Origin of the sequence: Pseudomonas sp. 32_A (assembly GCF_017490905.1) — a bacterium.
GTDB lineage: Bacteria > Pseudomonadota > Gammaproteobacteria > Pseudomonadales > Pseudomonadaceae > Aquipseudomonas > Aquipseudomonas inefficax.
The window spans coordinates 151,847-169,393 of record NZ_JAFGYI010000005.1; the positions used below are offsets into that span (position 1 = coordinate 151,847).

At 63.1% G+C, this 17,547-nt stretch carries 18 protein-coding genes; 4 read left to right on the forward strand and 14 right to left on the reverse strand.

Annotated elements, in window-relative coordinates; all coding sequences use genetic code 11:
- Nucleotides 1–37: 37 nt before the first annotated feature.
- A complete protein-coding gene (locus J5M58_RS05210) occupies nt 38–520 on the reverse strand; it encodes a hypothetical protein (protein ID WP_112250601.1) in 483 nt (160 codons plus the stop codon).
- A gap of 362 nt (nt 521–882) precedes the next feature.
- On the opposite strand from J5M58_RS05210, the gene J5M58_RS05215 reads away from it, so the two are divergent.
- Nucleotides 883–1,503 carry a response regulator transcription factor gene (locus tag J5M58_RS05215; RefSeq protein ID WP_112250603.1) on the forward strand — a complete coding sequence of 207 codons (621 nt, stop codon included), beginning with the start codon at nt 883–885 and terminating at the stop codon, nt 1,501–1,503.
- Nucleotides 1,504–1,546: 43 nt separating this feature from the next.
- On the opposite strand, the gene J5M58_RS05220 is transcribed toward J5M58_RS05215, so the two are convergent.
- The 7 genes from J5M58_RS05220 to metG all read right to left on the reverse strand — a co-directional run bounded on the left by J5M58_RS05220 (nt 1,547) and on the right by metG (nt 7,316).
- Entirely contained in the window at nt 1,547–1,723 is a 177-nt protein-coding gene (locus tag J5M58_RS05220) for a PA3496 family putative envelope integrity protein (protein ID WP_207877365.1), read from the reverse strand.
- A gap of 104 nt (nt 1,724–1,827) precedes the next feature.
- Nucleotides 1,828–2,466 carry an endonuclease III gene (nth, locus tag J5M58_RS05225; protein WP_112250605.1) on the reverse strand — a complete coding sequence of 213 codons (639 nt, stop codon included), beginning with the start codon at nt 2,464–2,466 and terminating at the stop codon, nt 1,828–1,830.
- A 4-nt stretch (nt 2,467–2,470) separates the two neighbouring features.
- On the reverse strand, nt 2,471–2,995 hold the full coding sequence (locus tag J5M58_RS05230) for an Rnf-Nqr domain containing protein (protein WP_112250607.1): 525 nt from the start codon (nt 2,993–2,995) through the stop codon (nt 2,471–2,473).
- Nucleotides 2,988–3,590 (reverse strand): RnfABCDGE type electron transport complex subunit G, encoded by a 603-nt coding sequence (locus J5M58_RS05235; RefSeq protein ID WP_112250609.1) that lies wholly within the window; start codon nt 3,588–3,590, stop codon nt 2,988–2,990. Before J5M58_RS05235 ends, J5M58_RS05230 begins: the two co-directional genes overlap by 8 nt.
- Complete coding sequence (locus tag J5M58_RS05240; RefSeq protein WP_207877369.1) at nt 3,587–4,561, reverse strand: RnfABCDGE type electron transport complex subunit D; 975 nt, start codon at nt 4,559–4,561, stop codon at nt 3,587–3,589. The genes J5M58_RS05235 and J5M58_RS05240 overlap by 4 nt, the downstream gene beginning before the upstream one ends.
- Entirely contained in the window at nt 4,558–5,106 is a 549-nt protein-coding gene (locus J5M58_RS05245) for an Rnf-Nqr domain containing protein (protein WP_112250613.1), read from the reverse strand. The genes J5M58_RS05240 and J5M58_RS05245 overlap by 4 nt, the downstream gene beginning before the upstream one ends.
- 170 nt (nt 5,107–5,276) lie before the next feature.
- On the reverse strand, nt 5,277–7,316 hold the full coding sequence (gene metG, locus J5M58_RS05250) for a methionine--tRNA ligase (RefSeq protein ID WP_112250615.1): 2,040 nt from the start codon (nt 7,314–7,316) through the stop codon (nt 5,277–5,279).
- Between the two features lie 158 nt (nt 7,317–7,474).
- Between metG and apbC the strand changes: the two genes are divergently transcribed.
- The gene (apbC, locus tag J5M58_RS05255) at nt 7,475–8,569 is read left to right on the forward strand and encodes an iron-sulfur cluster carrier protein ApbC (protein ID WP_112250617.1); all 1,095 of its coding nucleotides are present in this window, start codon (nt 7,475–7,477) and stop codon (nt 8,567–8,569) included.
- A gap of 187 nt (nt 8,570–8,756) precedes the next feature.
- Here apbC and J5M58_RS05260 read toward each other — a convergent pair whose 3' ends face one another.
- Nucleotides 8,757–8,966, reverse strand: a complete 210-nt coding sequence (locus J5M58_RS05260) for a cold-shock protein (protein ID WP_056802159.1) — start codon at nt 8,964–8,966, stop codon at nt 8,757–8,759.
- 328 nt (nt 8,967–9,294) lie between these two features.
- Between J5M58_RS05260 and dcd the strand changes: the two genes are divergently transcribed.
- Together dcd and J5M58_RS05270 are read left to right on the forward strand one after the other, a co-directional pair.
- Entirely contained in the window at nt 9,295–9,861 is a 567-nt protein-coding gene (dcd, locus tag J5M58_RS05265; RefSeq protein WP_003258001.1) for a dCTP deaminase, read from the forward strand.
- 93 nt (nt 9,862–9,954) lie between these two features.
- A complete protein-coding gene (locus tag J5M58_RS05270) occupies nt 9,955–10,182 on the forward strand; it encodes a hypothetical protein (protein WP_085625918.1) in 228 nt (75 codons plus the stop codon).
- Between the two features lie 6 nt (nt 10,183–10,188).
- On the opposite strand, the gene pdeM is transcribed toward J5M58_RS05270, so the two are convergent.
- The 5 genes from pdeM to J5M58_RS05295 form a co-directional block, all read right to left on the reverse strand.
- The gene (gene pdeM / locus J5M58_RS05275; RefSeq protein ID WP_112250619.1) at nt 10,189–10,839 is read right to left on the reverse strand and encodes a ligase-associated DNA damage response endonuclease PdeM; all 651 of its coding nucleotides are present in this window, start codon (nt 10,837–10,839) and stop codon (nt 10,189–10,191) included.
- Nucleotides 10,836–13,307, reverse strand: coding sequence for a ligase-associated DNA damage response DEXH box helicase (locus J5M58_RS05280; RefSeq protein ID WP_207877371.1), 2,472 nt, complete (start codon nt 13,305–13,307; stop codon nt 10,836–10,838). Before J5M58_RS05280 ends, pdeM begins: the two co-directional genes overlap by 4 nt.
- A gap of 67 nt (nt 13,308–13,374) precedes the next feature.
- Entirely contained in the window at nt 13,375–14,490 is a 1,116-nt protein-coding gene (locus J5M58_RS05285; RefSeq protein ID WP_112250623.1) for a succinylglutamate desuccinylase/aspartoacylase family protein, read from the reverse strand.
- 223 nt (nt 14,491–14,713) lie between these two features.
- Nucleotides 14,714–16,372, reverse strand: coding sequence for an ATP-dependent DNA ligase (locus tag J5M58_RS05290; protein WP_207877373.1), 1,659 nt, complete (start codon nt 16,370–16,372; stop codon nt 14,714–14,716).
- Nucleotides 16,369–17,385, reverse strand: a complete 1,017-nt coding sequence (locus tag J5M58_RS05295) for a ligase-associated DNA damage response exonuclease (RefSeq protein ID WP_207877375.1) — start codon at nt 17,383–17,385, stop codon at nt 16,369–16,371. The genes J5M58_RS05290 and J5M58_RS05295 overlap by 4 nt, the downstream gene beginning before the upstream one ends.
- Nucleotides 17,386–17,547 lie beyond the last annotated feature (162 nt).

A 17,547-nucleotide genomic window follows, 5' to 3' on the forward strand; every position in this document is an offset into this window, starting at 1 on the left:
CCGGGGTTTTTTTTGCCCTGTGGAAAGCCTGGGGCATTCAATGGCCGTCGTTCGCCACCTGTCCATCAAGCGCGCTGATCGATAGTTGCGCGCACTGGCGTCTGTCCAGGTTGCAAAAGCGCCAGGTGCGCGTTGGTTGAGGCGGTTGGGCAAGGGCGGATAGTAGTTGCTGTTCCATCAAGCGACAGGCATCAGGGCCGGAAAACATGAATGTGACAGGCTCGCCCTGCAGCGCTTCGCTGGTATCACCGGGCATCGCATGTTTGGCGACATCGCTCTGTGTCGACGCCTTGCCGTTTGCCTTTGTGTTTGGCGACGGGTCGTAGAACGACTTGTAATTGAAGTTGAGCGTGAGGAAGAACAGTGCCGTCAGGAAGAATGGGAAGCCTACCAGGAACCAGGTGTAGAGCTTTTGGCTGGACTCGCTGAGAAACGGCAATGTGGCAAGGGCCGAGGCTTCGATAATCCCTGCGAAGATGGCAATGATCGTCAGCGGGGCGACAGGTTGTACTTGGTGCATATGGGTCGTCTCCAGCGATTTTGCACATCTTTACCTTTTGACGATGCTCAACTAAAGACTGGATTGTTTCCCGGGTGAGAGTAATCGCTCGAATTGCAGACGAAATGTCTATTCAGCGTATTTGAGTGGTTATTTCATCAGGTATTGGCCGGTTTTCAAGTGAGTGCACTTTCAGGTCGGTGATACTGTTCATTTGGTAACAAGGAATTTGATTGTTACAAGTACATCAATTGAGTGTAGGAAATTTCTGTAAGTGTTGTAGGTTCCATCTGTTCATTTGTTTCGCCGCTAAATCGCCGCGCCAGCAAGCGCTCTGTAGGTTATCTTGGCGTGCCAAAGCAAAAGCAATGAATGGATATCGCATGAATAAAGTGCTTATCGTGGATGATCATCCGGTCATACGCCTGGCCGTACGCATGCTGATGGAGCGGCATGGGTATGACGTCGTGGCGGAAACGGACAACGGAGTGGCTGCGTTGCAACTGACACGGCAACACCTGCCGGATATCGTGGTGCTCGATATCGGTATCCCCAAGCTGGATGGCCTGGAGGTGATCGGCCGCATGACGGCCTTCAGCCCGGGCAGCAAGGTGCTGGTGCTGACATCACAGGCCCCCGGCAACTTTTCGATGCGCTGCATGCAGGCGGGGGCGGCAGGGTATGTGTGCAAGCAGCAGGAACTCACAGAACTGCTGAGCGCCATCAAGGCCGTTTTGTCGGGGTACAGCTATTTCCCCAACCAGGCCCTGCATGTGTCACGAGGAAGGGGCGGAAGCGAGACGGATATGGTCAACCGCCTTTCGGCGCGCGAGATGACAGTGCTGCAACAGCTGGCGCGAGGGCGTTCCAACAAGGAGATTGCCGACAGCATGTTCCTCAGCAACAAGACGGTCAGTACCTACAAGTCACGCCTGTTGCTCAAGCTCAATGCGCGGTCGCTGGTCGACCTGATCGAGCTGGCGCAACGGCAAGGGTTGAACTGACCGCCAAGGCCGTGAAGCCTCCAGCCAGGAGGCTTTGCCCGGGTTACAGATCGTAGTCGAAGTCGGCCAGCTGCTTCTGCAGGCGCCTTTCTTCAAGCATATTGTCGATGGTGCGGCGTTTGCTCAGGTTGGTCTTTGCGGTTTCCAGCTGGGGTTCCGCTTCGTCATCCACGGCAACAAAATCATCTTCGATCGGCAGGTCGTCTTTATCGCTACTCATGAGTCGCTCCAAGCCAAGGGGCCATTGGCCGTCCTTATAACCAGAAAGCAGACGCTGGTAAAAAAGATTTTTTCAATCGCCGCAAGTGGTTTTCAGCTGTCGGCTCAATCGTCAGAGGTCTTGTGCTTGTACTCGCACAAATCTTCGATCCGACAGCTGCCACAGCGTGGCTTGCGCGCCTGGCATACATAGCGCCCGTGCAGGATCAGCCAGTGGTGAGCGTCGAGCAGATAATCCTTTGGTACGAACTTGATCAGCTTCTTCTCCACCTCCAGCACTGTCTTGCCTGGCGCGATGCCTGTGCGGTTACTGACCCGGAAGATATGGGTATCCACGGCCATGGTCGGCTGGCGGAACGCTGTGTTGAGCACTACGTTGGCGGTCTTGCGACCCACGCCGGGTAGCGCCTCCAGGGCTTCGCGGGTTTGTGGTACCTGGCTGTCATGGCGTTCGATCAGCAGCCGGCAGGCTTCGATGACGTTCTTGGCCTTGCTGTTGTACAAGCCAATGGTCTTGATGTACTCACTCAGGCCTTCGACGCCCAGCGCATAGATGGTCTCGGGGGTGTTGGCGACCGGGAACAGGCGTGCAGTGGCCTTGTTGACGCCGACATCGGTGGACTGCGCGGACAGCGTCACGGCGACCAGAAGTTCGAACGGGGTGGTGTAGGCCAGTTCGGTCTTCGGGTCGGGGTTGTCTTCGTGCAGCCTGCGAAAGATCTCCAGGCGTTTGGCGGCATTCATGAAATCAGAGCTTTCCTTGACGGTGTGATTGGGCGGGACCCGGACGCAGGCGATTGTACAAGGCCAGCAACAATCCAAGCAGTAGCAAACCACCCGGGGCCAGGGTAGCCAGGTGCAGGCCGGTACCATCGGCCAGCCATTGGCGGCTGGCGCCGAGCAGCAGGCATGTGGCGAGCAGCGCGCAATGGTGGCCAGCGAGCACGCGCCAGCGGCCTTGACCGGGCAACAGGTGGTCAATGGCCAGGCATTGCAGGCACAGCAGTGCGGGGTAGTGGCCGAGGGCGAGTGCCAGTGGCAGCAGCCAGGCACGCAGTGCCAGTTGCAGGCAACTGGCCAGGGCCGCCAATACCAGCAGGCTGGCCAGTACATAGGTCCATGTAGCGAGCCGCTGGCGCAGGGGTGCCAGCAACAGCTGGTGAAGGCTGCTCATCAGCACCGCACACACGCCTATGGTGGCGCCTTCGCTCAATGTTCGGGTGGCACCCAGTAGCGGCACCAGGCTTGCGCCGAGCAGGTAGAACCTAGTCATGCGTGGCGCCCTCGAGCAATACGCTGCGCTGTTCATCGAAGTAACTCAGCGCTTCCTGCAGCGCGCCGATCACTGCCCGTGAGGTCACGGTTGCGCCGGCCAACTGGTCAAAGTCGCCCTGGTCGCGCTTCAGCGCCCAGCGATCGCCCAGCTGGCGGTTGGCAAATTGCCTCAGCCAGTTCAGTTGCGGATCACCCAGGCGTGCACCCAGCCCGGGGCTTTCCTGTTGCTCTACCACCTGGCTGCCGATCAACCGGCCGTCCGCGGCGATGGCCACGCTCAGCATGATCGGCCCAGCATAGCCTTGTGCCTGGGTGACCAGGATGATGGCGACCGGTTTGCCCGCCAGTGTCGCCCGATAAGCGGCCAGGATCCGGCTGTTTGGCCGCTGTGCGGCGGGCCTGGGCAGGGGGCTGTCCAGGGGTTGGTTGTCGTAACTGCCCTCTGGCAGTACCGCCAGCCGCTGCCTGCTGTTGAGTTGTTTCTCTGCGTCGGCGACGGCCGCGCTGGTCCAGTGCCGCCAAGCGAGGGTGGCCGACAGCGCCAGTGCCCCAGTCAGTAGCAGCACGCCCATATCACGTATCAGGCGCTTCATCGGGCAACCCGCTGGCGCTGCAAGGCCAGGCGTTCCAGGCTCGGCGCCGTGAGGTTCATCAGCAGGATGGCGAACGCCGTGCCGTCCGGGTAGCTACCCCAAGTGCGGATCAGGTAGATCAGCAGGCCTGCCCCCAGGCCGAACCCAAGCTTCGCCCACTCCTGCCGGGGCGCGGTCACCGGTTCGGTGGCAATGAAGAACGCCGCCATCATGGTCGAGCCGGAGAACAGGTGCAGCAGGGGGGAGCCGTTGGAGTCCGAACCCGAGCCATTCCAGCCCAGCAGGCTGAACAGGAACAACCCTGCCAGCAGGCCTGCCGGCGCATGCCAGCTGATCACCTTGCGTTGCAGCAGGAACAGGCCGCCCAACAGGAATGCCAGGTTGACCCATTCGCTGCCTCGCCCCCCGATGCTACCGAAGCCCGGGTGGCTGGCGAACAGCTCGTCGATGGTCAGGCTGCGGTTGTGACGCAGGCCGTCGAGCAGTGTCGGCCGGGCCCAGGCATCGATCTGATCGCTGCCGATGAATACCTGTTGCAGGCTGTCGAGCATGCCAGGTGCTGGCCCTGGCCAATGGTTCATCTGCAACGGGAAGCTCAGCAGCACGAAGGCATAGCCGACCATGGCCGGGTTGAACAGGTTGCGCCCGACTCCGCCAAAGGCCTGCTTGCCGATGCCGATGGCAACGCTGGTAGCGATCACCGGCAACCACCATGGCGTCAGGGGGGGGAGGGCGGCGGCCAGCAGCACGGCAGTGACCAGCGCGCTGCCATCATTCAGCGCCGTGTTCCACGGTTGTGCTCGCAATGTGAGTACCAACCCCTCGCACAGCAGCGCGGCACTGGCGCAAAGCAACAGGTTCAGCAGCAAACTCCAGCCATGCAGCCAGAACAGCGCCAGCAGGCCAGGTACACAAGCCAGCAACACCAGGCCCATGCTGGTACGGAGCCGCGGGTCGGGCTTGGCAGTCATTGGGCGAACAGCCCATTGAAGCCTGAAAACGCCATGGCCATCACCCCGGCACCGAGCAGTTCGATGGGCAGGCCGCGCATTGCCCCGGGGACGTCGGCATGAGCGCTGCGCTGGCGCAGGTCGGCGAACAACACTAGCGCCAGCCAGAAGCCGCTGCCGGACAGCAGGCCTCGCAGCAGGGTAGCGAGCCATGTGCTGTCATCACTTGCCTGTTGCAGGGTCAACCCCAGTACTACCGCGTTGCTCAAAAGCAGCGTGGGCAATTGCGTTGTCGGCCAGGTCGGGCGCCACCTTGTCAGCAGCCATGGCACGCCCCAGGCAAGCATGGCCAGCCAGGGCAACAACAGGAACAGGGCAAGGTCCTGGGCCTGCAGCGGGGCAAGCACCCCGCGCACCAGAAGTTGTGCGCCAATCACGCCCAAGGCAATGCACAGTGCGCAGGCAAGGCCGTGCACATGCAGGTGCAGCCTGGGGATTGGCTGTTGTTGCAGGCACAGGTGATTGACCAGCGCGGCGCTGATCAGCACCAGAAGATAATCGCTCATGAGATGACGATAGCCGGGAATCGGGGCGATTGTCCGGGATTGGTGTGAGGCATTGGGGCCGCTTTGCGGCCCTTTCGCGACACAAGGCCGCTCCTATAGGGAAATGCGATCCCCTGTAGGAGCGGCCTTGTGTCGCGAAAGGGCTGCAGAGCAGCCCCCGGCAAGGTCAGTTACTTGATGCGCTGGCCCGGCTTGGCACCGCTGTCCGGGCTCAACAGGTAGATCTCTTCACCGCCAGGCCCGGCCGCCATTACCATGCCTTCGGACACGCCAAAACGCATCTTCCGTGGCTTGAGGTTGGCCACCATCATGGTCAGGCGGCCTTCCAGCTGGGACGGGTCGGGGTAGGCCGACTTGATGCCGGAGAACACGTTGCGGCGCTCGTCACCGATGTCCAGGGTCAGTTGCAGCAGCTTGTCGGCACCCGCTACGGCCTCGGCCTTGACGATCAGCGCCACGCGCAGGTCGACGGCAGCGAAGGTGTCGAACTCGATTTCCGCTGACAGCGGGTCCTTGGCCAGCTCGCCGTTGCCGGCCGGGGCCTTGGCTTCGGCGGCCAGCAGGTCTTCCTTGCTGGCGGCGACCATGGCTTCGACCTTGGCCGGTTCGATGCGGCTCATCAGTGCCTTGAACGGGTTCAGCTGGTGGTTTTCCAGGCGCGACAGGTGGTCGTTCCAGGTCAGCGGTGCCACGTTGAGGAAAGCCTCGGCGTCGGCGGCCAGCACCGGCAGCACCGGCTTGAGGAAGATCACCAGCTGGCGGAACAGGTTGATGCCCTGGGCGCAGATGGCTTGCACTTCATCCTGCTTGCCTTCCTGTTTGGCCAGCGACCACGGGGCCTTGTCGGCGATCCAAGCGTTGGCGCGGTCAGCCAGCGCCATGATTTCGCGCATGGCACGGCCGAAGTCGCGGCCTTCATAGGCGTCGGCGATCGACGGGGCTGCCGCCAGGAAGGCTTCGGTCAGCTCCGGTGCGGCATCGCCAGCCACCATCACGCCTTCGTTGCCCTTGTGGATGAAGCCGGCGCAGCGGCTGGCGATGTTGACCACCTTGCCGACCAGGTCGGAGTTCACCTTCTGCACGAAGTCTTCAAGGTTCAGGTCCAGGTCATCGACGCCACGACCCAGCTTGGCCGCGTAGTAGTAACGCAGGTATTCCGGCTGCAGGTGGTCGAGGTAGGTGCGGGCCTTGATGAAGGTACCGCGCGACTTGGACATCTTGGCGCCGTTCACGGTCAGGTAGCCGTGGACGTTGACCGCGCTTGGCTTGCGGAAGCCTGCGCCTTCGAGCATGGCTGGCCAGAACAGGGCGTGGAAGTTGACGATGTCCTTGCCGATGAAGTGGTACAGCTCGGCCTTGGAGCCTTCGTTCCAGAACGCGTCAAAGTCCAGCTCCGGGCGGCGTGCGCAGAGGTTCTTGAAGCTGGCCATGTAGCCGATCGGTGCATCCAGCCACACGTAGAAGTACTTGCCTGGCTCGCCCGGGATCTCGAAGCCGAAGTACGGCGCGTCGCGGGAAATGTCCCATTCCTGCAGGCCCGAGTCCAGCCATTCGGCCAGCTTGTTGGCCACCGCGTCCTGCAGCGTGCCGCTGCGGGTCCACTGCTGCAGCATGGCCTGGAAGTCCGGCAACTTGAAGAAGAAGTGCTGGGAATCACGCAGTACCGGGGTGGCACCAGAGATGGCCGACTTGGGGTTCTTCAGCTCGGTAGGCGCATAGGTGGCGCCGCATTTTTCGCAGTTGTCGCCGTACTGGTCTTCGGCCGCGCACTTGGGGCAGGTGCCCTTGATGAAGCGGTCGGCGAGGAACATGCCCTTTTCCGGATCGAAGTACTGGGTCACCGAACGGGTGGCGATGTGCCCGGCGTCACGCAGGCGTGCGTAGATCAGGCCCGACAGCTCGCGGTTCTCTTCGCTGTGGGTCGAATGGAAGTTGTCGAAGTCCACCAGGAAGTCGGCGAAGTCGCTGCTGTGTTCGGCCTGGACGTTGGCGATCAGCTGTTCCGGGGTGATGCCTTCCTTTTCGGCGCGCAGCATGATGGCCGAGCCGTGGGCATCGTCGGCGCAGACGTAGATGCACTGGTTGCCGCGCAGCTTCTGGAAGCGGACCCACATGTCTGTCTGGATGTACTCGAGCATATGGCCAAGGTGGATCGATCCGTTGGCATAGGGCAAGGCGCTGGTGACGAGAATCTGACGTGGCTCGGACATGGTGGCTTGGCTACTTATCTGGCGACGGGGTAAAAATGAGGTTGATCGGCCACTATAAAGGGCTGGCGAAGATATTTCACCCCGCATGCGCATCTGCTGACGATTGACGGGTTAGGATAGGCGCCTGTTTTACATTCAGTTTGCCATTGGGAGTCTCCATGAGTGCCGTCACCCGTGCCGCCGTCGAAGGCGTGCTTCGCCAGTACACCGACCCCTACCTGAACCAGGACCCGGTCAGCGCCGGCTGCGTGCGTGCCATCGATATCCAGGGCGGGCAGGTCAGCGTGCAGTTGCAGCTGGGTTATGCCGCAGGGCTGTTCAAGAACGGCTGGGCCCAGGTGCTGCAGACCGCCATCGGCAACCTCGAGGGCGTCAGCAGTGCCCAGGTGTCGATCGACTGCGTGGTTGCCGCGCACAAGGCTCAGGCCCAGGTGCCGGCCATGGCCAACGTCAAGAACATCGTCGCCGTGGCCTCGGGCAAGGGTGGTGTGGGCAAGTCGACCACGGCGGCCAACCTGGCCCTGGCGCTGGCCCGCGAGGGTGCGCGGGTGGGTATTCTCGATGCGGATATCTATGGCCCCAGCCAAGGCGTGATGTTCGGCATCGCCGAAGGCACCCGCCCGCAGATTCGCGAGCAGAAGTGGTTCGTGCCGATCAAGGCCCATGGCGTGGAAGTCATGTCCATGGCGTTCCTTACCGACGACAACACCCCGATGGTCTGGCGTGGCCCGATGGTTTCCGGCGCGCTGCTGCAGTTGGTGACCCAGACCGCCTGGGACGACCTGGATTACCTGGTGATCGACATGCCGCCGGGCACCGGTGATATCCAGCTGACCCTGGCGCAGAAGGTGCCGGTGGCCGGTTCGGTAATCGTCACCACTCCACAGGACCTGGCCCTGCTGGATGCCAGGAAGGGCGTGGAGATGTTCCGCAAAGTCAACATCCCGGTGCTGGGCGTGGTGGAGAACATGGCCGTGCACATTTGCTCGAACTGCGGCCATGCCGAACACTTGTTCGGCGAAGGCGGTGGCGAGAAGCTGGCGAGCCAGTATGGCGTCGACCTGCTGGCGTCGCTGCCGCTGTCGATGGTGATTCGCCAGCAGGCCGACAATGGCAAGCCGACCGCCATCGCCGAACCGGAAAGCCAGATTGCCATGGTCTATCAGGAACTGGCCCGTCAGGTAGGGGCGCGCATCGTGCTGCAGGAAGCGGCGGCGCCGGCGATGCCGAGCATCACCATCAGCGAAGATTGATCTGTCAGACCGAGTCGCCTGCTTCGCGGGTGAACCCGCTCCCACAGGTATCGCGCAGCCTTCAAATACCGCGCGGACCCTGTGGGAGCGGGTTTACCCGCGAAGAGGTTGACTCGATCTTTCGACCAGGCATAAAAAAACCCGCCGGAAGGCGGGTTTTTTTGAAAGCTAGGAAGCTTCGATCGACTTAGGCGATCTGAACTTCTTCAGCCTGCATGCCTTTCTGGCCGCGGGTAGCGACGAAAGTAACAGCCTGGCCTTCTTTCAGGGTTTTGAAGCCGTCAGCTTGGATGGCTTTGAAGTGCACGAACAGGTCGTCGCCCGACTGAGGGGTGATGAAGCCGTAGCCTTTCTCATCGTTGAACCACTTAACAACGCCTTGTTGACGATTGGACATTTTTCTGTCTCCTTGGACAATTTGATAACGGTCAGGAAAAACCCTGGCCGGGACTGAGCGCAAAGAGAGCAGAAAATTCAGCGATGGGCCGATCAGGATCGTGCATCAAACTAGATATTCTCGGTGTCACGTGCAGCACAGTGGCAACACCTTACCCCACTTTCCGCAACCTGCCAATGGTCAGAAGCCGCTTTATGCAAATTCGGATCGACGGCGGCTGCAGCCCCCGCCCGGCGCGGGATGAGGCATGGAACTTTAACCTGGGCGCCGGGACCGGTAAGATGCGCGTCTCGAATTTTCACCTCGCAACTCTTCAGGACAACCCGCCATGAGCATCAAATCGGACAAGTGGATTCGCCGCATGGCGCAGGAACACGGCATGATCGAACCGTTCGTCGAGCGCCAGGTGCGCGGCGAACAGGACAGCCGGGTGATCTCCTTCGGCGTTTCCAGCTACGGCTACGACGTGCGCTGCGCCGACGAATTCAAGGTGTTCACCAACATCAACTCGGCCACCGTCGACCCGAAGAACTTCGATGCCGGCAGTTTTGTCGACATCAAGAGCGACGTGTGCATCATCCCGCCGAACTCCTTCGCCTTGGCGCGCACCGTCGAGTACTTCCGCATTCCGCGTGACGTGCTGACCATCTGCCTGGGCAAGAGCACCTATGCCCGTTGCGGTATCATCGTCAACGTCACCCCGCTCGAGCCCGAGTGGGAAGGCCACGTGACGCTGGAGTTCTCCAACACCACCACGCTGCCAGCAAAGATCTACGCCAACGAAGGCGTGGCCCAAATGCTGTTCCTGCAGTCCGACGAAGAATGCGAAGTGTCGTACAAGGACCGTGGCGGCAAGTATCAGGGCCAGCGCGGCGTCACCCTGCCGCGTACCTGAGCCGACAAGCGCGGGGAATTCCCCGCGCCTTTGGCACTCCAACTGGATAACGCCGGTACGCATGATGCGTGGCGGCCTTGCCAGGAGCAGCCAATGAAACTCCACCCCACAATCAGTGCCAAGCTGGCAGTTCTGCAGCCTAACCACGTCGGGTTGCTACCATGGTCACTGCTGGCGCACCCGCTGCCGATGCAGGCGGGGGGCGTGCCCCACCAGCCTGACCCGGACACCCCGCAACCGCCGGAACCGGGCGAAACGCCCCCCATGGAACCAGGCGAGCCAACCCTGCCTGACGAGCCGCCTCCTGCGCCTGTCGCCTGAGCGTCGCTACACAGGCCAGACGCGGTCTGCTCCGGCCAGGTACACCCGGCTGCCGTTGGGGGCGATTTCCCAACCCCCGGTAAACTCACCAAACGCCGGCAGCAGGCTGACCTGGACATCGATCAGGAAGCAGGGCAGTCGCAGGCGTTGCCGCGCCTTGCCGCGCAGCACGAACACCGGGTGTACATGGCCCGCCAGCACCGGATGAGTTGGATGGGGGGCGGGTTCGTGCTGTAGGGCGAAGGGTTCCAGCAGCCAAGGTTCGTCCATTACCTCAATGCCGAGCGATGCCGGCGGATCGCCGGCGTTGCGATCGTGATTGCCGCGTATCAGCACGATCCTCAGATTTTCGTGTCGTTCCCGCCACGCTTGCAGCCTGGCCAGCGTTGCCGGCGCCCGTGCTGTGCGCGCATGCAGAAAGTCGCCCAGAACGATCAATTGCTCGCAATCATGCGCCGCCAACAAGGCATCCAGCCGGGCGAGCGTCGCTTCGGTGGTGCCGCGTGGTACTGGTTGGTGCAGGGCACGGTAGCTTGCCGCCTTGCCGATGTGCACATCGGCGACCAGCAGGGCCCGACGTGAGGGCCAATAGAGGGCCTTGTCCGCAAGCAGCCAGAGCACCTGGCCACAGTGCTCGATGGATAAAGACGCGGTCATGCGCAACCCTCCGCCGCGCTTTCCAGTTCCGCGACCATTCGCGCAATCCGGTCCGCCAGTTTCTCGGTGCTCAAGGTTTCTCGCATGCCTTCCACCAGCAGGGCGAACGCCAACGGCCCGGTCCGCTTCAGCTGTCGCAGATCCAGGCGTAATTGCGCCATTTTCAGCAGTTGCCGATGCAGTCGCTCGATTTCCAGCTCCTCGTTCAACACCTCGTCCCGCGCCTGGCCCAGCAGCAGGTTGTCGGCGTCATGCTTGCGGAATACCTCGTAGAACAACCCGCTGGAGGCCTGGATCTGCCGCAGGCTTTTTTGCGCCGCCGGATATCCGCCAAACACCAGGCCGGCAATCTGGGCGATCTCGCGAAAGCGCCGCAACGCCATTTCCCCCGCGTTAAGGCTGGCCAGCACATCGTCCAGCAGATGTTCGGTGGCGAGCGCCTGTGGCAGGTGCGTCGCCCAGTCGACGTTGCCGGGGCTGAGCAGTTCGAACCCATAGTCGTTTACGGCAATCGAGACCGACAGCGGCTGTACCCGGCTCACCCGCCAGGCAATCAGGTTGGCCAGACCAAGGTTGGCCATGCGCCCGGCGAACGGATAGAGGAACAGGTGCCAGCCCTGGCGCGATTTGAGCGTTTCGGCCAGCAGCGTGCCAGGGCCAGGCAGCGCCGACCATTGCGCCTGCAAGGCCAGCAGAGGTTGTACTGCGCGCATCTCCGGGCCGTCGAAACGCCCTTGAGCTGCTGCGCCAAGCTGCTCGATCAGGGCGTCGGCCAGTTCGCTGGAGAGCGGCATGCGGCCACCGTTCCAGCGTGCCACCGCTGCCTTGCGTGCGGTGCTGCGGCGCACATAGGCGGTCATGTTTTCCACGCGCACCAGCTCCAGCACTCGGCCGGCGAAGACCAAGGTATCGCCCGGGCGCAAGCGGGCGATGAACGCCTCCTCGACGCTGCCCAGCGCTTTGCCGCCACCGCCCTTGCTCCAGTACTTGAGTTGCAGGCTGGCGTCGCTGACGATGGTGCCGATGCTCATGCGGTGGCGGCGCGCCAGGCGTTCGCTGGCAACCCGGTAAACGCCGTCGGCATGGCGCTCGACCCGCTGGTAGTCCGGGTAGGCGCTGAGCGAGCTGCCGCCATGGCAGACGAAATCCAGCGCCCATTGCCACTGGCTGTCGCGCAACTCACGGAAGGCCCAGGTGCTGCGTACTTCTTCGAGCAACGATTCGGCGCAAAAGCCACTGCCCAAGGCCATGCTGACCAGGTGCTGCACCAGCACATCCATGCACAGGCGTGGCGACTGCCGGGCCTCGATGTGCCCGGCGGCCAGGGCCTGCCTGGCAGCGGCGGCTTCCACCAGTTCCAGGCTGTGGGTGGGAACCAGGGTGACCCGGGAGCGCCGCCCCGGCGCGTGGCCCGAGCGCCCGGCGCGCTGCATGAGGCGGGCGATGCCTTTGGCAGAACCGATCTGCAGCACGCGCTCCACGGGCAGAAAGTCCACGCCCAGGTCCAGGCTGGAGGTACAGATCACCGCTTTCAGGCTGCCCTGCTTGAGGGCGCGCTCGACCCAGTCGCGGGCCTCCCGGGCCAATGAGGCATGGTGCAAGGCAATCAGCCCGGCCCAGTCGGGGCGTGCTTCGAGCAGGGCCTGGTACCAGAGTTCGGCCTGCGCCCGAGTGTTGGTGAATACCAGGCAACTGGTGCTGGCATCGATCTCCCGGCTGACCTGGTCGAGCATCTTCAAGCCCATGTGCCCGGCCCAGGGGAAGCGCTCGATGGCCGCTGGCAGCAGCGTATCGACCAGCAGCGGCTTGTCTTGCCGGCCCTGCACCAGCAAGCCGCCCTGTGGCAGCAGTACATCCCGCGCATGCTCGAGGTTGCCGAGGGTGGCGGACAGGCCCCAGGTGGGCAGGCCCGGGTGCCAGCGGCGCAGGCGCGCCAGGGCCAGTTGCAGTTGCACCCCGCGCTTGTTGCCCAACAGTTCGTGCCATTCGTCCACCACCACCAGGCGCAGCGTGGCGAAGTCTTCGCTGGCCTGTGCCCGGGTCAGCAACAGCGTCAGGCTTTCCGGCGTCGTCACCAGTACGCTGGGCAGGCGCCGTGCCTGCCGGGCGCGTTCGGCACTGCCGGTATCGCCGCTGCGTACGCCCACGTTCCACGGCAGGCCAAGCTCGTCCAGTGGCGCCTGCAGGGCGCGGGCAGTGTCGGTGGCCAAGGCCCGCATAGGCGTGACCCACAGCACCTGCAACGGCGCAGCCTGGCGCCCCTGGCGCTCCTGGCGCTCCTGGCATTGTGCCTTGAACGCGCGCAGTGCGGCGAGCCATACCGCATAGGTCTTGCCGGCGCCGGTACTGGCATGCAACAGGCCGGACTCGCCACGTGCCACGGCGGCCCAGACACGGCGCTGGAACGCGAACGGCTTCCAGCCACGCTTGGCGAACCAGGCCTTGGCGAGGTCGGGGGCAGCGGGCATGAGGCATGAGGTCCTTTGGAGGTTGTGTGTCTAGAGACCACCACCCAGGTGCAATGGTTTTACCGGATCAGTTGGCCAGCAGATAGCCGCTGCGGCACACCTGCTCGCCTGCGATGTGGGCGATGACCATGCCAGCGGTAGCCATGCGCCGTACGTTACGTGCATACAGCAGGCCGGGCTGGCTGTTGTGGATGGCAGTCACCCGGTCGCTGAGCGGGTCGATGACTTCAGCGATCAACTGGCCCGCCTCCAGGTGCTGGCCTGGCCGGGCGTGGTACACCAGCAGCCCGCCCAGTGGCGTTATCACCGGTTCGACGGCGGCCAGCGGCGTGGCCGGGCAGCGCAAGGCGGGCAGGGCGGCTGCGGCTCCTTCGATGACCCCCGCATGGGTCAGGAAGTCAAGGATTGCCTGGCAGTCCTTGCTGGCCAGGTCGTGGCTGACATCTGCCTGGCCGCGCAGCTCGACGGTGACCGAACAGCAGCCCAGCGGAATCGGGAAACGTTTGCCGAAGCGTTGCTGCAACTGCCACCAGACCAGGCTGAAGCATTCATCGAATGACTGCCCGCCCGAATCGGTGGCCAGCAGGCTGGCCTGGGCGCCCAGGTAGCGCGCCAGCGGTTCGATCTGCGGCCAGGCGTCTGGCGTGGTGTACAGGTGCTCGACCGCTTCGAAGTCGCAGTGCAGGTCCAGCACCATGTCGGCATCGCAGGCCAGGCGTTGCAGGATCAGGCGTTGGGCCTGCAGCGGTGTGCGCGCTGGGTGTGCGTCCAGCCCCCGGCGCAGGTATTCGCGGATCAGCGCGAGATTGTGTGCCGGGTCTTCGGTCAGGTGTTCTTCGATCTGGTCGCCGATGCTGTCGGAGAGGTCGACGAAGTTACGGTTGAAGTTCTCGCCGCTTTGCAGTTCGAAACGCCCCAGCGGCGCGTCCAGCAGCACCTGTTCCAGGCCGACCGGGTTGGCCACCGGTACCAGAATTATCTCGCGCTGCAGGCGGCCTTGCTGTTCCAGTTCACCCAGGCGGCGCTTGAGGTGCCAGGCCACCAGCATGCCGGGCAGCTCGTCGGCATGCAGCGAGGCCTGGATATAGACTTTGCCGCCACCGCGAGGTCCGAAGTGGAAGCTGTGCAACTGGCGGGTGATGCCCGGAACGGGAGAGAGCAGGTCATGAGTCGAGTGGTGCATGGTGGTCCTGGGTGCGTGGCGAAAACGGTCTGCGACACGAGGCGGAACACAGATAGAAGCACAAATTTTGGCCTTGCGCCTGCATCGGTGCCCTCCTGACCACCGCGCTGGCTACTTCGCGGGTAAACCCGCTCCCACAGGGGTCGTAAAAAATCCAGCTTTCGTGCATGACCTGTGGGAGCGGGTTTACCCGCGAAGAAGCCAGCGCGGTCCAGAAATTGTTTCAGACCAGCAGTGCCTGCAATGTAGCCAGGTCATCCGCTTCTTCCACCGGCTTGTCCAGCCGCCAGCGCAGCATCCGCGGAAAGCGCACGGCAATGCCGCTCTTGTGCCTCCTGGACAGGGCGATGCCCTCGAAGCCAAGCTCGAACACCAGCGTGGGTGTCACGCTGCGTACCGGCCCGAATGTTTCAACAGTGGTCTTGCGGATGATGGCGTCGACCTTGCGCATCTCTTCGTCACTAAGGCCTGAATAGGCCTTGGCGAAGGGGACCAGTGCCCGCCCCGGCGTACCGGGTGGCGCGTCCCACACGGCGAAGGTGTAGTCGCTGTACAAGCTGGCCCGCCGGCCGTGGCCGCGCTGGGCATAGATCAGCACGGCATCTACGCTGAACGGGTCGATCTTCCACTTCCACCAGGTGCCCATGTCCTTGGTACGCCCCACGCCATACAAGGCCTCGCGCTGTTTCAGCATCAGCCCTTCCACCCCCAGGCTGCGGGACTGTTCGCGCTGGCGGGCAAGGTCGGCCCAGTTCTGGCCTACCAGTAGAGGCGAGAGCAACACCGGGGCCAATGGGTGCTCCTCAAGCACGTGTTCCAGCTGCTGGCGGCGTGCATGCTGCGGCCGGCTGCGCCAGTCCTCGCCTCGCCATTCCAGCAGGTCGTAGGCCTGCAGCACCACTGGCGCGTCGCTCAGCAGCTTTTTGCCCAAGGTCTTGCGACCCAGGCGCTGCTGCAACATGGCAAACGGCTGTACAGCCAGTTCAGCCGCTGAGCCACCAGGTTTCCAAACCAGGATCTCGCCATCGAGCACGATACGGTCGGGTAGGGTCTGCGCCAGGCTGTGCAGTTCGGGGAAGCGCTCGGTGACCAGTTCCTCACCGCGCGACCAGACCCACAGCTGGCCTTCGCGCTTGACCACCTGGGCGCGAATGCCGTCCCATTTCCACTCGATTTGCCATTCGCTCGGCGGCCCGAGCAGTGCGTCGAGCTGTTCGGTTGGCACCTGCAGAGGGTGGGCCAGAAAGAACGGATAGGGCTGGCCACCACGCTGGCTATGCTCATCGTCTGATTCCGGGGCTATCAGCCGTTGAAAGCTGGCTGCCGTCGGGCGGTGACTGATGTCGGTGTAGCCAACCAGGCGCTGGGCCACGCGTTTGGCATCCAGCCCGGCCATTTGTGCGAGGGCGCGAGTGACCAACAGCTTCGATACACCCACGCGAAAGCTGCCAGTGATGAGTTTCAGGCAGAGCATCAGGCTGGGGCGGTCCAGCTGGGCCCAAAGAGGCGGCAGGCGTTGCTGGATTTCCTCGACCGGCAGGCTCCGCAATGGCAGCAGATGGGCTTCGACCCAGCGGGCGAGGCCGTCGTCGCCAGGGTTGCGGCTTTCCGGTACCAGCAGTGAAATGGTTTCGGCAAGGTCGCCAACGGCCTGGTAGCATTCCTCGAACAGCCAGTCAGGCAGCCCGGCCAAGCTGCCGGCCAGCTCCCGCAGCACGCGTGTAGGCACCAGTTGGCGAGGGCGGCCACCCGCCAGGAAATACACCGCCCAGGCGGCATCCACAGCCGGGGCGGTGCTGAAGTAGTCGCGTAGCGCCTCGAGCTTTGCAGTGCTGGAGGTGGTCGCATCCAGCCTCAGGTACAGCTCGGCGAATGCTTTCATGCGTCTGCCTCCGTGGCTGCAACGTCATCTTCCTCGCCGTACTCGGTCACGAAGGCGCGTGCGTCGAGGCCTTGTTCGATGAGGTAGCGCACCAGCACATTGACCGAGCCATGGGTGACCATCACGCGTTCTGCGCCTGTCTGGCCGATGGCCCAGAGCAACCCCGGCCAATCGGCATGGTCCGAGAGCACGAAACCGCGGTCTACCCCACGCCGGCGGCGGGTGCCGCGCAATAGCATCCAGCCACTGGCAAAGGCATCGCTGTAGTCGCCGAAACGGCGCATCCAGCTGCTGCCACCAGCCGAAGGCGGTGCCAGGACCAGTGCCTGGCGCAGCAGCGGGTCGTTGCGTGGGATATCGCCGACATAACGGGTTTGCGGAAGGTAGACGCCAGCGTCCCGGTACACTCGGTTGAGCGGTTCTACAGCGCCATGCACGAGGACAGGACCAAGGTTGGCGTCCAACCCGTGGAGGATTCGCTGGGCCTTGCCGAAGGCATAGCAGAACAGCACGCTGGCTTTGCCCTGTTCGCTATTGGCGCGCCACCAGGCGTTGATGCCGGCAAATATTTCGCTTTGGCTGGGCCATCGGTAGATCGGCAGACCGAACGTCGATTCGGTGATGAACGTGTGGCAGCGCACCGGTTCGAACGGCGTGCAGGTGCCGTCGGGCTCCACTTTGTAGTCCCCGGAGGCGACCCACACCTCGCCTTGGTACTCCAGGCGTACCTGCGCCGAGCCCAGAACATGCCCGGCCGGGTGCAGGCTCAGGGTCACGCCATGATGCAGCAGGCGTTCGCCATACGGCAGGGTTTGCAGGTCGATGTCCTGGCCCAGACGGCTGCGCAGGATGCCGGCGCCTGGGGCGGCGGTGAGGTAATGGCGGTTGCCGATACGAGCATGGTCGCCATGGCCATGGGTTATGACGGCCCGGTCTACGGGCCGCCACGGGTCGATATAGAAATCACCGGGGGGGCAATAGAGCCCTTCGGGGCGGGCGATGACGAGGTCCATGGCGTGGGCGCTGGTGGCCGAGGTTCTTGTTAGGAGCGCGGAACTGTCACGAGAGTTCGAACGTTTTAACAAGCGAAGTGGACTACTTGCCATTCAGAAATGCCGAACCGCCTTTTGCGGTTAACTGTGTCCTCAGGTCGAAGGGCTGCAACAAAAATGTTG